This is a genomic window from Mycobacterium sp. P2_H7, from assembly GCF_056403275.1.
Genome location: NZ_JBFUFU010000007.1, coordinates 31424 through 45636, shown reverse-complemented (window position 1 = coordinate 45636; position 14213 = coordinate 31424). Strand labels below are relative to the sequence as shown.

At 66.7% G+C, this 14213-nt stretch carries 16 protein-coding genes; 6 read left to right on the top strand and 10 right to left on the bottom strand.

Going from position 1 to position 14213, the window contains the following annotated elements; genetic code table 11:
• Positions 1 to 4 precede the first annotated feature (4 nt).
• The 3 genes from pspA to pgsA form a co-directional block, all read right to left on the bottom strand.
• On the bottom strand, positions 5 to 817 hold the full coding sequence (pspA, locus tag AC1DY7_RS10175) for a phage shock protein PspA (RefSeq protein ID WP_477493557.1): 813 nt from the start codon (positions 815 to 817) through the stop codon (positions 5 to 7).
• Positions 818 to 890: 73 nt separating this feature from the next.
• A complete protein-coding gene (gene clgR, locus AC1DY7_RS10170; protein WP_477493556.1) occupies positions 891 to 1226 on the bottom strand; it encodes a transcriptional regulator ClgR in 336 nt (111 codons plus the stop codon).
• 40 nt (positions 1227 to 1266) lie between these two features.
• A complete protein-coding gene (pgsA, locus tag AC1DY7_RS10165; RefSeq protein ID WP_477493555.1) occupies positions 1267 to 1860 on the bottom strand; it encodes a CDP-diacylglycerol--glycerol-3-phosphate 3-phosphatidyltransferase in 594 nt (197 codons plus the stop codon).
• Positions 1861 to 1918: 58 nt separating this feature from the next.
• On the opposite strand from pgsA, the gene AC1DY7_RS10160 reads away from it, so the two are divergent.
• Positions 1919 to 2419, top strand: coding sequence for an amino-acid N-acetyltransferase (locus tag AC1DY7_RS10160; protein WP_477493802.1), 501 nt, complete (start codon positions 1919 to 1921; stop codon positions 2417 to 2419).
• Here AC1DY7_RS10160 and AC1DY7_RS10155 read toward each other — a convergent pair.
• Positions 2416 to 5046 carry an FtsK/SpoIIIE family DNA translocase gene (locus tag AC1DY7_RS10155; protein ID WP_477493554.1) on the bottom strand — a complete coding sequence of 877 codons (2631 nt, stop codon included), beginning with the start codon at positions 5044 to 5046 and terminating at the stop codon, positions 2416 to 2418. The genes AC1DY7_RS10160 and AC1DY7_RS10155 overlap by 4 nt on opposite strands.
• Positions 5047 to 5143: 97 nt before the next feature.
• Here AC1DY7_RS10155 and AC1DY7_RS10150 point away from each other — a divergent pair, with 97 nt between their 5' ends.
• From AC1DY7_RS10150 to AC1DY7_RS10135, 4 genes are all read left to right on the top strand, one after another.
• Complete coding sequence (locus AC1DY7_RS10150; protein WP_477493553.1) at positions 5144 to 5563, top strand: DUF2834 domain-containing protein; 420 nt, start codon at positions 5144 to 5146, stop codon at positions 5561 to 5563.
• Between the two features lie 61 nt (positions 5564 to 5624).
• Positions 5625 to 5936 (top strand): putative quinol monooxygenase, encoded by a 312-nt coding sequence (locus AC1DY7_RS10145; RefSeq protein ID WP_477493552.1) that lies wholly within the window; start codon positions 5625 to 5627, stop codon positions 5934 to 5936.
• 4 nt (positions 5937 to 5940) lie between these two features.
• Positions 5941 to 6759 carry a mycofactocin-coupled SDR family oxidoreductase gene (locus tag AC1DY7_RS10140; protein WP_477493551.1) on the top strand — a complete coding sequence of 273 codons (819 nt, stop codon included), beginning with the start codon at positions 5941 to 5943 and terminating at the stop codon, positions 6757 to 6759.
• Positions 6760 to 6780: 21 nt separating this feature from the next.
• On the top strand, positions 6781 to 7653 hold the full coding sequence (locus AC1DY7_RS10135) for an SAM-dependent methyltransferase (protein WP_477493550.1): 873 nt from the start codon (positions 6781 to 6783) through the stop codon (positions 7651 to 7653).
• On the opposite strand, the gene AC1DY7_RS10130 is transcribed toward AC1DY7_RS10135, so the two are convergent.
• Both AC1DY7_RS10130 and dapA read right to left on the bottom strand, forming a co-directional pair.
• Positions 7654 to 9330, bottom strand: a complete 1677-nt coding sequence (locus tag AC1DY7_RS10130; protein WP_477493549.1) for a ribonuclease J — start codon at positions 9328 to 9330, stop codon at positions 7654 to 7656. It lies immediately after the preceding gene.
• Positions 9327 to 10229, bottom strand: a complete 903-nt coding sequence (dapA, locus tag AC1DY7_RS10125) for a 4-hydroxy-tetrahydrodipicolinate synthase (RefSeq protein ID WP_477493548.1) — start codon at positions 10227 to 10229, stop codon at positions 9327 to 9329. The genes AC1DY7_RS10130 and dapA overlap by 4 nt, the downstream gene beginning before the upstream one ends.
• 104 nt (positions 10230 to 10333) lie before the next feature.
• Between dapA and AC1DY7_RS10120 the strand changes: the two genes are divergently transcribed.
• Positions 10334 to 10912: a tRNA-specific adenosine deaminase gene (locus AC1DY7_RS10120; RefSeq protein ID WP_477493547.1), complete on the top strand. Its 579-nt coding sequence runs from the start codon at positions 10334 to 10336 to the stop codon at positions 10910 to 10912.
• A 151-nt stretch (positions 10913 to 11063) separates the two neighbouring features.
• Here the strand turns inward: AC1DY7_RS10120 and AC1DY7_RS10115 are convergent, their stop codons facing one another.
• Genes AC1DY7_RS10115 through AC1DY7_RS10100 form a run of 4 tightly spaced genes read right to left on the bottom strand, consistent with a single transcriptional unit; the run spans position 11064 to position 14198 of the window.
• Positions 11064 to 12260, bottom strand: coding sequence for a winged helix-turn-helix domain-containing protein (locus AC1DY7_RS10115; RefSeq protein ID WP_477493546.1), 1197 nt, complete (start codon positions 12258 to 12260; stop codon positions 11064 to 11066).
• Between the two features lie 14 nt (positions 12261 to 12274).
• On the bottom strand, positions 12275 to 12946 hold the full coding sequence (locus AC1DY7_RS10110) for a dienelactone hydrolase family protein (protein WP_477493545.1): 672 nt from the start codon (positions 12944 to 12946) through the stop codon (positions 12275 to 12277).
• A complete protein-coding gene (locus AC1DY7_RS10105; protein WP_477493544.1) occupies positions 12943 to 13401 on the bottom strand; it encodes a dihydrofolate reductase in 459 nt (152 codons plus the stop codon). The genes AC1DY7_RS10110 and AC1DY7_RS10105 overlap by 4 nt, the downstream gene beginning before the upstream one ends.
• Positions 13398 to 14198 carry a thymidylate synthase gene (locus tag AC1DY7_RS10100; RefSeq protein ID WP_477493543.1) on the bottom strand — a complete coding sequence of 267 codons (801 nt, stop codon included), beginning with the start codon at positions 14196 to 14198 and terminating at the stop codon, positions 13398 to 13400. Before AC1DY7_RS10100 ends, AC1DY7_RS10105 begins: the two co-directional genes overlap by 4 nt.
• Positions 14199 to 14213 lie beyond the last annotated feature (15 nt).

The following is a 14213-nucleotide window of genomic DNA, read 5'->3' as shown; positions in this document are numbered from 1 at the left end:
AAACCTACTGGGAGAGACGATCTTCGGGCGCGGCGGCCGGCGGGTTGACGGCCGGCGTGGCCGGCGCGGCGGCACTACCACCGGCGGGCAACTGGTCACCACGCATCGACGCCCTGATCTGCTCCAGCCGGGAGTGACCGGCCATCTGCACGCTGGCCTGCTGGACCTCCATCATGCGGCCCTGCACCGAGTTCTGCGCCAGCTCGGCCGCACCCATGGCGTTCGCGTAGCGGCGCTCGATCTTCTCCCGCACCTCCTCGAGGTTCGGGGTGGTGCCGGGCGCGGCGATCTCGCTCATCGACTGCAGCGACTTGCTGACCTGCTCTTGCATCTTGGCCTGCTCCAGCTGCGAGAGCAGCTTGGTGCGCTCGCCGATCTTCTGTTGCAGCACCATCGCGTTCTGCTCGACGGCCTTCTTGGCCGACCCCGCGGCCTGCAGCGACTGATCGTGCAGGGACTTGAGGTCCTCGACGCTCTGCTCACCGGTCACGAGCTGGGCGGCGAACGCCTCGGCAGCGTTGGTGTACTCGGTGGCCTTGGCGGCATCACCCGAGGCGGCTGCCTGGTCGGCCAGGGTCAGGGCCTGGCGCACGTTGGCCTGCAGCTTCTCGATGTCGGCGAGCTGGCGGTTGAGGCGCATCTCCAGCTGGCGCTGGTTGCCGATCACCTGGGCGGCCTGCTGTGTCAGTGCCTGGTGCTGCCGCTGCGCGTCCTCGATGGCCTGCTGAATCTGCACCTTCGGGTCCGCGTACTCGTCGATCTTCGAGTTGAACAGCGCTGCGATGTACTTCCAAGCCTTGACGAACGGATTGGCCATGGGAACGTTTCCGCCTTCGAGTCTGTCGGGATTGCGCTTTTGCTTGGTGCCAACCTATCGGTTCACGCACATGTCAGGCCACCGCCATCGACGTAATCTGGGCCGGAACCTGAGGTATGACGACCTTCGTGGTCACGTCGATACGAGCCACCCCGGTGGCCGAGCCGGCTTCCTGGCGTGCCATCTGCTCGCCGGCATCGAACAGGACTCGGGACAGCGGCACCTGAAGGGCGTCGCAGATGGAGGAGAGCAGCTCACTCGACGGTTCCTTACGGCCCCGTTCGACCTCGGAGAGATAGCCAAGGCTGACCCGGGCGGCGTCGGACACGTCACGCAGGGTCCTGCCCTGGGTGGTCCGCGCATGCCGCAGCACGTCGCCGATCACTTCGCGCAGCAATGTCGTCGTCATACCTGGATCAACGCGACCTGTGCGCCGTCGGTTCCCGATCTCAGGATCGGGTCCGGGAATCCTTGACGGCGGACACCACGTAGTCGATGCCCGTGAGCACCGTCAGCACCACCGCGCCCCACATGATGACCATCGCGGTGGTCAGCCACAGACCCGACAGCGGCAGGATGTACAGGCCGATCGCGACCGCCTGGACCAGCGTTTTCAGCTTGCCGCCCCGGCTGGCCGGGATGACGCCGTGCCGCAGCACCGCCAGCCGCAGCACCGTCACGCCGACCTCGCGGACCAGAATGACCACCGTGATCCACCACGGCAGATCGCCGAGCATCGACAGACCGATGAGCGCCGCGCCGATCAGCAGCTTGTCGGCGATCGGATCGGCCAGCTTTCCGAACTCGGTGACCATCCCGTAGCTGCGGGCCAGCGCCCCGTCGAAGTGATCGGTGATGACCGCCACCGCGAAGATGACGAATGCAATTGTCCGCCAGACCGTTTCGTGCCCATCACCGACGAACAGGGCGTAGACGAACACCGGCACCAGCACCAACCGCACGCCCGTCAGCAGATTCGCGACGTTGGCGACGGACGCGCGGGGCACCGTGGGATCAGTATCTGGTTGGCCCGGCACGGGCATCACAATATCGGTTGCGCTTGCCGATACTCTCGCTGCTGTGAATGAGGCGCCTGATCAGCTGGTCGATCCCCTGATTGTGCGCAGGGCCCGCACGTCCGATGTGCCGGCCATCAAGGCGCTTGTCGACATCTACGCAGGCAAGATCCTGCTGGAGAAGAACCTGGTCAACCTGTATGAGGCCGTCCAGGAGTTCTGGGTCGGTGAGCTCGGTGGCGAGATCGTCGGATGCGGCGCCCTGCACGTCCTATGGGCGGACCTGGGTGAGGTGCGCACGGTCGCCGTGCACCCGAAGGTGCGTGGCCACGGCGTCGGGCACCGGGTAGTGGCCACCCTGCTGGACGTGGCACGCGAACTGCACCTGCGACGCATCTTCGTACTGACCTTCGAGACCGAGTTCTTCGGCGGCCACGGCTTCGCCGAGATCGAGGGCACACCGGTGACCGCCGAGGTGTACGAGGAGATGTGCCGCTCGTATGACACCGGTGTGGCCGAGTTCCTCGACCTGTCCTATGTGAAGCCGAACATCCTCGGCAACACCAGGATGCTGCTCGCCCTCTAGAAGTCGTCCTCGTCGTCGGCATCGGCACCGTTGGCGTCGGCCCCACCACGGATCAGCGCCAGCGTCCCCGCCAGCTCATCGGGCTTGACCAGCACCTCACGGGCCTTGGACCCTTCGGACGGCCCGACGATCTGGCGGGTCTCCATCAGGTCCATCAGGCGGCCGGCCTTGGCGAAACCGACCCGCAACTTGCGCTGCAGCATCGAGGTCGAGCCGAACTGGCTGGAGACGACGAGTTCCACGGCCTGCAGGAAGACATCCATGTCGTCGCCGATATCGGGGTCGACATCGGTGCGTTCCCCGGCCGGCTTGGCCTTGGTGACACCGTCGACGAATTCCGGTTCGGCCTGCGCCTTGGTGGCCTCGACGACGGCGTGGATCTCTTCGTCGGTGATGAACGCGCCCTGCATACGGGTCGGCTTGTTGGCGCCCATCGGGAGGAACAGACCGTCACCCATACCGATCAGCTTCTCGGCGCCCGGCTGGTCCAGGATGACGCGAGAGTCGGTCAGCGAGGACGTGGCGAACGCCAGCCGCGACGGCACGTTGGTCTTGATCAGACCGGTGACGACGTCCACCGACGGCCGCTGGGTGGCCAGCACAAGGTGGATGCCCGCCGCACGTGCCTTCTGGGTGATACGCACGATCGCTTCCTCGACGTCACGTGGCGCAGTCATCATCAGGTCGGCGAGCTCGTCGACGATCGCCAGGATGTACGGGTAGGGCTTGTAGACGCGCTCACTGCCCAGCGGCGCGCTGATCTCCCCCGACCGCACCTTCTCGTTGAACACGTCGATGTGACGCACCCGGGAGGCCTGCATGTCCTGGTAGCGCTGTTCCATCTCCTCGACCAACCACGCGAGCGCCGCCGCGGCCTTCTTGGGCTGGGTGATGATCGGGGTGATCAGGTGTGGGATGCCCTCATACGGTGTGAGCTCCACCATCTTCGGGTCGATCAGGATCATCCTGACCTCTTCGGGGGTGGCGCGAGCCAGCAGTGACACCAGCATCGAGTTGACAAAGCTGGACTTACCCGAGCCGGTGGATCCCGCGACCAGGAGGTGCGGCATCTTCGCGAGGTTGCACGAGATGAAGTCGCCCTCGATGTCCTTGCCCAGCCCGATCACCAGCGGGTGGTGATCACGGCGGGTACTCGGCGCGGTGAGCACATCGGCCAGGCGCACCATCTCGCGGTCGGTGTTGGGCACCTCGATGCCGACGGCGGACTTGCCGGGGATGGGCGCCAGCATGCGCACGCTCTCGGTAGCCACCGCGTAGGCGATGTTGCGGTGCAGCGCGGTGATCTTCTCGACCTTCACGCCGGGGCCCAGTTCCACCTCGTAGCGGGTGACGGTCGGCCCGCGGGTGCAGCCGGTGACCGCGGCATCGATCTTGAACTGCTCCAGCACCGAGGTGATGGCGTCCTTCATGTGCTCGTTGGCGGCGGTGAGCTTCTTGGGCGGCTCGCCCGCGACCAACAGGTCCAGTGGCGGCAGGACGTAAGGACCTTCGACGACGCGGTCCAGCACCAGGGTGTCGTCCTGCGGCTTCTTCTTCGGCGCTTCGAGCTTCTTGCGGGGCGGCTTGGGCGCCTCGATCGCGCGGGGCTCCGGCAGCGTCGGCTCGTCGTCATATCCCGTCGCTACGCTCGCCCCATCCTCGGCGATCGGCTCGGCCAGCGGGTAGTTCTCCATGGGAGTGCCTGCCGTGCGGGGCAATTCGGCGGTCGGCCAGGTCTGCACGTCGCCCTCGCCATAGCCGGCGGGATCGTCGTAGTAGCCGTCAGCAAAATCGTCGTCGAACTCCTCGGCGAAGTCCTGCGCCTGCGCGGCCTCGTCGTCGTCGTACTCGTCGTCGTAGTCGTCGTCAAAACCTCTGGTTCGGAACATGTCCCGCAAGGTGTCCGGCAGTTCCCGGATCGTCGTCCCGGTGACCAGCAGCAGACCGAACAGCACGCCGATCACCAGCAGCGGGGTGGCGATCCATACCGTGAGTCCGTCGGACAGCGGTCCGCCGATCGCGAAGCCGATGAAACCGGCGGCCTGACGGCGGGCCTCGGGGTCCGCGGGCGCGCCCGACCAGATGTGCCACAGCCCGAGCACCGGGAGCGCGATCATCACCGAACCGAGGATCAGCCGCGGGCGCGCTTCCAGATCGGGTTCGGTGCGCATCAAGACCACCGCTGCCGCCCCGAGGATCAGCGGCACGAGCACCACCGCTCCCCCGATGACGGTGCGCACTGCGATGTCGACCCAGCCTCCGACGGGCCTGGCCGCATCGAACCAGGAACTCGCGGCGACGATCACCGCGACACCGAGCAGCGCCAGCGCGATGCCGTCCCGACGGTGCCCGGGCTCGAGCTCCCGCGCGCGCCCGACCGATCGGGCCGTGGAACCGGCGCCCTTGGCCAGCATCAACCAGCCTGCCCGGGTGCCGCGCCCCATCGCCGCGCCCGCGGTGGCCAGCGGCGACGGGTTGCGGCGCGGGGCCGGCCGGCTCGGCTTTGCGGGCTTCTTGCGCGGGGCGGCTGGGCGCGCGGGTTTGGCGCTCCCGCGTGCGGTGCTCGCCGAACCAGCCTTTGACCTGGTGGAACGGGTCGAGGACCTGGCTGCGGTCTTGTTGGCCATGGCCTCAAGACTAGTCGCAATAGCCCCAGATTCAACATCTGCCACACCCGTCACAAAATGGTCTCGATTGCCTACCGATACGTCATAACGTGCGGAAATGCCCTTCGCCGCCAAACTTCGCTGCATCGCCTACGCGGTCATCGCCGGTGTCGCACTGATCGCCACCTGGAGTCAGAACGTCGCCTACCTCGGTGGCGCGGCCCTGAGCAGCTTTCCTACCGACCTCAAGGCCAACCCCGCGACCCGGTCGTTCACCGTGGATCTGCTGTTGCTGTTCCTGGCCGCGGCGATCCTGATGGTGATCGAGGCGCGACGCCACCGGATCCGCTATGTGTGGGCGTACCTCGCCGGCGGCGCGCTGATCGCCATCAGCGTGACGTTTCCGCTGTTCCTCATCGCCCGTGAGTGGCGCACCGCGGGCACCGACACCGCCAGGCTGACGGTGGTCGACACCGTCCTGCTCACGGTCATCGGCATTCTCACCGTCGCGATGGTCATCTGGGTCGACTGGCTGTGACCGCCGCCACGTCGCCTAGGTAGGCTAGACAACTGTCCGGTCACACTCACCGAGGAGCCCCATGCCCGTCACCGTCATCGCCACCCTGCCCGTCAAGCCCGAATCCGTCGATCTCGTCCGCGAGGCCGCCAAGACGGCGATCGAGGCGGTGCACTCCGAACCCGGCTGCGACCTGTACTCGCTGCACGAGGCCGACGGCACCTTCATCTTCGTCGAGCAGTGGGCCGACGAGGATGCGCTGAAGACCCACAGCACCGCCCCCGCTGTCGGCGCCTTCTTCGCCACCATCGGCGAGCACCTGGCCGGTGCCCCGGACATCAAGATGCTGGCGCCCGTCGTCGCCGGTGACCCCGCCAAGGGCAAGTTGCGGTAGAGCCGTGGGTTCCCTGACCGGCAAGGTCGCCTTCATCACCGGCGCCGCGCGCGGCCAGGGCCGCGCTCACGCGGTGAAACTGGCTTCCGAAGGCGCCGACATCATCGCCGTCGACCTGTGCAATCAGATCGCGTCGGTGCCCTATCCCCTGGCCACGGCCGACGACATGGCGGCCACGGTCAAACTGGTGGAAGAGGCCGGGGCGCGCATCGTCGCCGCCGAAGCCGATGTCCGGGATCGCGATTCACTCAAGACCGCGCTGCGGGCCGGCACCGAGGCACTCGGTGACCGGCTCGACATCGTGATCGCCAATGCGGGTATCGCGCCGATGGCCGACGAGAACGCCTGGCAGGACGTGCTCGACGTGAACCTCACCGGCGTCTATCACACCGTCGACGTCGCGATGAAGCCGATGATCAAGTTCGGCAACGGCGGGGCCATCGTGCTGACCAGCTCGGTGGCCGGGCTGGTCGGACTCGGTTCGCCGGTCGGCGGGTCGGTCGGATATGCCGCTGCCAAGCACGGCATCGTCGGCTTGATGCGGGTGTATGCGAATTTCCTGGCGCAGTTCAATATCCGGGTGAATTCGGTACATCCCGCCGGGGTGAACACGCCGATGATCGACAACGAGTTCACCCGGTCCTGGCTGGAGGGCATGGCCAAGGAGTCACTGCAGGGCCCGGATATGCGAAACGCGCTGCCCGTACAGACGCTGGAACCCGAAGACATCGCCAATGCGGTGTACTGGTTGGTGTCGGATTCGGCGCGATACGTCACGGGGGTGGCGCTTCCGGTGGATGCGGGGTACGTCAACAAGCGGTAACGGCGAGCATGGGGGCAGTTGATGGCGGGGAATCCAGAGGCGCAGACGGCCTTCGGGCCGATGGTGCTGGCAGCCGTCGAACAACATGAGCCGCCGGAGCGCCGACTTGTCGACGACGACCTCGCCGAATCCTTCCTTCCGGGCGGCTTGCGCGCCCTGGTGAAGATGGCGCGCATCGGAATGGTGCGACGCGCGCTGATGGCCTCCTCGGACCGGTCCGCGCCCGGGACGTGGACCAGCATCGTGTGCCGCAAACGCTATATCGACGAACGTGTCTCCGATCCCGTCACCGAATTCGATGCCATCGTCATCCTCGGATCAGGATTGGATACCCGCCCGTACCGGATCGCCCGCTACAGCGATCTGCCGGTGTTCGAGGTCGATCAACAGATCAACATCGAGCGTAAAACCGCGACGGTGCAACGGGTTCTCGGTGCGGTGCCCGCGTCCGTGCGCCTGGTGACCGTGGATTTCGAACGCGAAAACGTGATGGCGGCCCTGGCCGACAATGGATTTCACGACACCGGACACAGCTTGTTCATCTGGGAGGGCGTCACTCAGTACCTCACCCGAGAAGCACTGCACGCCACGTTCGAGCAGCTGCGCGCTGTCGCACCCGGCAGCCGGTTGATCTTCACCTATGTGCGGCAGGATTTCATCGACGGCACGAACCTCTACGGTGCGCGTTCGCTGTACCGCCGATTCCGGCAACGCAGCGAAGTATGGAAGTCCGGCTTCGTGCCCGAGCAGGTCGAGGAGATCGTCGCGGGCTACGGATGGCGGCTCATCGAGCAGGCCGGTCCGAGTTACTACCGGGACACCTATATCCGGCCGACGGGCCGGAAACTGACCGCGTCCCCGATCGAGTGGGCCGTGGTCGCCGTGCGGGTGTGACTAGATCTCGATGACCGTCGGCACGATCATGGGCTGCCGGCGGTACACCTCGCCGACCCACTTGCCGACGGCGCGGCGTGCGGCCTGGGCGATGCGGGTCGCATCGGTGACCTTCTCCGCTGCCAGGGATTCCAGCGCCTGCTGCACCTTCAACGCTGCGGCATCGAGCGCCTTGGGATCCTCGGAGAAACCGCGCGAATGCAAATGGGCGGGGCCGGCCAGCTTGCCCGTCCCCCGATGCACGACCACCGTCACGGCGATGAAACCGGAAGCGAGCGTGAGCCGTTCGCCGACCACGGATTCGCCGACGTCACCAGTGATCAGTCCGTCGACGAACATCTTGCCGACGGGTACGGCGCCCGCGATGGAGGCCACACCGTTGACCAGGTCCACACTGACACCGTTCTCGGCCAGCATGACATTTTCCTCGGGGACACCGCTGAGGACGGCGAGCTTGGAGTTCGCCCGCAGGTGCCGCCAGGTGCCGTGCACCGGCATCACGTTGCGCGGACGCACCCCGTTGTAGAGGAACATCAGCTCACCGGCGTAGGCGTGGCCCGTAACATGCACGCGCGCTTGTGCATTCGTGACCACGCGGGCCCCGATCTTGGCCAGCGAGTCGATGACGCCGTACACCGCCTCCTCGTTGCCGGGGATCAGTGAGGACGACAGGATGATCAGATCGCCATCGGTGAGCGTGATGCTGCGGTGCTCGCCGCGCGACATCCGCGACAGCGCCGCCATCGGCTCACCCTGGGTACCGGTGGTGATCAACACCACCCGGTCGGCCGGCAGCAGTTCCGCTGCGCCGATGTCGATGACGTTGGAGTCGTCGACCGTCAGGTAGCCGAGATCGCGGGCGATACCCATGTTGCGCACCATGGACCGGCCGACGAAGGACACGCTGCGCCCCAACGCGACTGCGGCGTCGATGATCTGTTGCACGCGGTCGACGTTCGAGGCGAAGCACGCCACGATCACCCGACCGTCGGCACCGCGGATCAGCCGGTGCAACGTCGGCCCGATCTCGCTCTCCGACGGGCTGACCCCGGGATGCTCCGAGTTCGTCGAGTCACACAGGAACAGGTCGACACCCGCGTCGCCGAGACGCGACATGCCGGGCAGGTCGGTGGGCCGGCCGTCGAGGGGCATCTGGTCGAGTTTGATGTCGCCCGTGGCCAGCACGGTGCCCGCTCCGGTGTGCAGCGCGATGGCCAGGCACCCGGGAATCGAGTGGTTCACGGCGAAGTACTGGCACTCGAAGACGCCGTGCGTGGTGCGCTGACCCTCCGCGACCTCGACGAACACCGGCTTGATGCGATGCTCACGGCATTTCTCGGCGACCAACGCCAACGTGAACTTCGAGCCGACGATCGGAATGTCGCGCCGCAGCTTCAGCAGATGCGGGATGGCCCCGATGTGATCCTCGTGCCCATGAGTGATGACGACGGCATCGATCTCGTCGAGGCGGTTCTCGACGTGCCGGATGTCCGGCAGGATCAGGTCGACACCGGGCTCGTCGTGATTCGGGAACAGCACGCCGCAGTCGATGATCAACAATCTGCCGAGGTGCTCGAAAACGGTCATGTTGCGGCCGATTTCGCCGATGCCACCCAGCGCCGTCACGCGCAGGGCACCCGGAGCCAGCGGTCCCGGCGGAGCCAATTCGGCCGTCATCGCAGCACGCCGGCCGCGCGCAGGTCGGCCGCCAGCGCCTCGACCTCGGCAGGTTCGGCGGGCACCTGGGGCAGCCGCGGGTTGCCCGCCTCGATACCGTTCAGCCGCAGCGCTTCCTTGGACATCGTCACTCCGCCCAGCCGGGACTGTGCCTCACCGAGCGGCCAGAGCGCGGCGTTGATCTTGCGTGCGGTGGCGGTATCGCCGGAGTTGAAGGCCGACAGCATCTCTCGCAGTTGTCCGGCGGCCACGTGACCCCAGACGCTGATGAAGCCGACCGCGCCAACCGCCAGCCACGGCAGGTTCAGCGCGTCGTCACCGGAGTAATAGGTGATACCGGTCTCGGCGATGATCTGACCGCCGCCATACAGGTCGCCCTTGGCGTCCTTCACCGCGACGATGTTGGGGTGCACGGCCAACGTCCGGATGGTCTCCCACTCGATGGGGACCACCGATCGCGGCGGAATGTCGTAGAGGATGACCGGCAATTCGGTGGCGTCGGCGACGGTGGTGAAGTGCGCCACCAGACCGCGCTGCGACGGCCGCGAGTAGTACGGCGTCACCACCAGCAGACCGTGCGCGCCTGCGGCGGCACTGGCCTTGGCCAGGTGCACGCTGTGCGCGGTGTCGTAGCTGCCGGCGCCCGCGATGATCCGCGCACGATCGCCGACTTCCTCCAGCACGGCTTCGAGCAGCGCGATCTTCTCGTCGTCGGTGGTGGTGGGCGACTCGCCGGTGGTGCCGGAAATCACCAGGCCATCGCATCCCGAGTCGACCAGATGCTTGGCTACCTTCTTCGCACCAGCCAGATCAAGCGAGCCGTCCGGGCCGAACGGCGTCACCATGGCAGTCAGCACGGTGCCCAAGCGTGCGCTGACGTCGATTCCGGTGGTGCTCACGGGCACCAAGATTACCCGGTGGTACACCCGATTTATGCACCCCGGGGTGCCACGGAGCCCGGCAACCACGGTGCGAGCCCGCCCGGGCGGCGTTAGAGTCGCGCATGAGCCTCACCCGCCGCCTGCTCGACGTCATCGATCTCGAGGTTCTCCCGCTCACCGAGGACGGCGTCGGCGCGGGAAACAAGGTGTTCGGTGCGGCGATCCTGCGCAAGTCCGACCATTCGCTGGTGCTCGCCGGAACCAACGACGAGACCGACAACCCCCTGTGGCACGGCGAGGTGCACACTCTCAAACAGTTCTACGAGCTTCCCCAGCATCCGCCGACCTCGGAGCTGCTGTTTCTCTCCACTCACGAACCGTGCACGATGTGCATGTCGGCGATCACGTGGGCCGGTTTCGACAATTTCTACTACTTCTTTAGCCACGAGGACTCTCGCGACGCCTTCGCGATCCCGCACGATCTGAAGATCCTGAAAGAAGTGTTCGGCCTGGAGCCGGGCGGCTATCGGCGCACCAATGCGTTCTGGACGGCCTATTCCATTCCGGCGATGGTGGAGGCCGAAGACGAACCGCTGCGCACCGAACTGCGCGCCCAGCGACAGCGGATCACCGACCGCTACACCGTGTTGTCGGAGCGGTATCAGGAAACCAAGGGCGACAACGATATTCCGTTGAGTTGAGCAGCTGGCCGCTTCACTGTGGGGCCTGTGCACACGTTTTCGGCCGAATCTGTGCACAGGGCTCGCAGTCGTCGGTGTCGACGCGCACGATGGGGTGGTTCGACCGCGGAGACCGATATCGCCCGCGATATCGCTTTCCGCACTCGAGTGCCTACACCCAGCGCCGCAGATCGCCCACCAGATCCCCGCGATCCCCTACGCTCACCGCACCGACACCCAGCCACGACGCCATCGACTGCAACTCGACGGCCAGTGCCGGGGCCACCCGGGACCGGTCCTGGCCGTCCTCGGTGAAGGCGCCGACCACATGCAACGCTCCCTCGGTGCGTTTGAGATCCACCCGGCCCACCAGTTCACCGTCGAGCAGGAAAGGCCAGACGTAGTAACCGAATTGGCGCTTCGGTGCCGGCACGTAGATCTCGATGCGATACCGGAAATTGAACAGCCGCTCCACCCGGGGCCGGAAGAAGATCAGCGGATCGAACGGGCACAGCAGCGCCGTACCCCGGTCGACACGCGGGATCCGGACACCGGCACGCAGATAAGCAGGCGCACCATCGATATCCACCTCTTCGAGGAGACCCTCGGCGACCAACGCCGCCACGGTGGGTTTGCTCTGCTTCGGGTTCAGCCGAAAGTAGTCCCGCAGATCCGTCTCGGTCGCCACCCCGAGCGCACCGGCCGCACGCAAGATCAACTCCCGCAACGCTTCCTGATCGTCCACGTTGCGGGCCAGCACCTCCGGCGGCAGCACCTTCTCGGTGAGGTCGTAGTGCCGCGCAAAGCCCACCCGCGTCGCCGTCGTCAACCGACCCGACGCGAACAGGGCCTCGGCCACCCACTTGGTGTCGCTGCGGTCCCACCACGGACCTTTGCGCCCGCGAGGCTCGGATTCCAGATGCGCCTCGATCTGTCCGGCCGTCGAGGGCCCCAAGGTGTCGACGGCGGCGATCACGTCCTCGGCCAGCCGCTTGTTATTGCGCACGATCTCGGTGCCCCAGCGGCCGTGGGTGTACTCCCGCATCCGCCACCGCAGCAGCGGCCAGTCCTCCACGGCCATCAGCGCGGCCTCGTGGGCCCAGTACTCGACCAGCAGCCGCGGCGCCCGCGCGCTGTGACTCCACGCGGCCCTGTCCAACACGTCGCGGTCGTAGGCGCCGAGCCTGCTGAACACCGGCGCATAATGGGCGCGCACGCACACAGACACCGAATCCAGTTGCAACACCTGGATTCTGGAGATCAGGCGTTTCAGGTGCGCGCGGGTGACCGCACCCGCGGGCCGCGGTTCATGGAAGCCTTGCGCGGCGGCGGCGACGCGACGGGCCTGTGCAAGCGTCAGAGAGGGCACCGGGCCATCGTTCCCTATGCCACCGACAACACGGACACGTCGAGGAAGACCACGGCTTGCGCCCAGGACAACCGGTCCAGCACCGGGTCATACCCGGTTCCCGGGATGTCGCCGGTCGCCGGGTCGGTGAACGCGTGTCGGCCCTCGCTGTACACGGTGGTCTGCCATCGCGCCCCGGACGCGGTCATCTCGTGTTGGAAATCCGCGACGTCGGCCGCCGGAATGTAGGGGTCCAGCGCCCCGGAGATCGACAACACCTCGGCGTGCACGGCGCCGGCGGAGGCGGGCGACGAGGTGCGCAGCAGCCCGTGGAAGCTCACCACCGCCCGCACCTGCGCTCCGCTGCGTGCGAGCTCCAGAGCGCACTGACCGCCGAAGCAGTACCCGATCGCTCCGATGCGTGCCGCGTCGACGTCGTCTCGGGCGGCCAGGGCGTCGAAGGCCGCTCGCACCCGGACCCGGAGCTCGGCCGGGTCGTTCTGCAGCGCCAGGAAGTGCGGTCCGCTCTCCTCGCGGCTCAGCTCGCGGCCGACGCCGTACATGTCGGGTGCCAGCGCCACGTAACCGAGTGCGGCCAGGTCATCGGCGCGCCGGCGCACCAGGTCCCCGAGCCCCAGCGCGGAATGCATCACGAGCACCCCGGGATGCGGACCGGGGCCGGCGGGGACGGAGACATACGCCGTCATGCGCGGTGGTAGCTGCAGAACCGGTAGCACAGCCCGGAGCTGCTGGTCAGCCACTCACCGCGATCGACCGTCCAGGTGTCGTCGAGGACCGGTGCGAACGCGTCGCCGTCCACGTCCACGTCGATCTCGGTGACCTCGAGGCGATCCGCCGACGGCAGCGCCAGGGCGTACAGCTGGGCGCCGCCGATCACCCAGCCGTCCAGGTCGGCGGGCAGCGCGCTGATCACTTCGGCCCCGTCGGGGGCATAGCTCGCGTCACGGGTCACCACGACGTTCCGACGTCCGGGCAGCGGGCGCACTTTGGCCGGCAGCGACTCCCAGGTGAGCCTGCCCATGATCACGGGCTGACCCATGGTCAGTTCCTTGAACCGGGCCTGGTCCTCGGGCAGGCGCCACGGGATGCCGTTGTCCCGGCCGATCACACCCGAGGTGGACTGGGCCCAGATCAACCTCATACCGCGACGGGTGCCTTGATCCCCGGATGCGGGTCGTAGTTCTTGAATTCGACGTCGTCGTAGGTGTAGTCGAAGATCGAATCACGCTGAGCAAGAACCAGTTCCGGATACGGTCGCGGATCGCGGGAGAGCTGCAGGGTGACCTGCTCGACGTGATTGTCGTAGATGTGGCAGTCCCCGCCCGTCCAGACGAACTCCCCCACCGCCAAGCCGGCCTGGGCCGCCATCATGTGGGTGAGCAGCGCGTAGCTGGCGATATTGAACGGCACGCCGAGAAAAAGGTCGGCACTGCGCTGATACAGCTGGCAGCTCAGCCGGCCGTCAGCCACGTAGAACTGGAAGAACGCGTGGCACGGGGGCAGCGCCATCTGCGGGATCTCCCCGACGTTCCACGCCGAGACGATGTTGCGCCGCGAGTCCGGGTCGGCCCGCAGCAGCTCGAGCGCCGCGCTGATCTGGTCGATGTGTTCACCCGACGGTGTCGGCCAGGACCGCCACTGAACACCGTAAACCGGACCCAGATCGCCTGTCGCGGAAGCCCATTCGTCCCAGATGGTGACACCGCGCTCCTGGAGCCAGCGCACGTTGGAGTCGCCGCGCAGGAACCACAGCAGTTCGTAGACGATGGACTTGGTGTGCACCTTCTTGGTGGTGAGCAGCGGGAAACCGGCGGTCAGGTCGTAGCGCATCTGATGACCGAACAGGCTGCGGGTACCGGTACCTGTGCGATCGGATTTCGGCGTGCCCCGCTCCAGCACCAGGCGCAGCAGATCCTCGTAAGGGGTCTCGATGGGCACGCCCACAGTTTACGT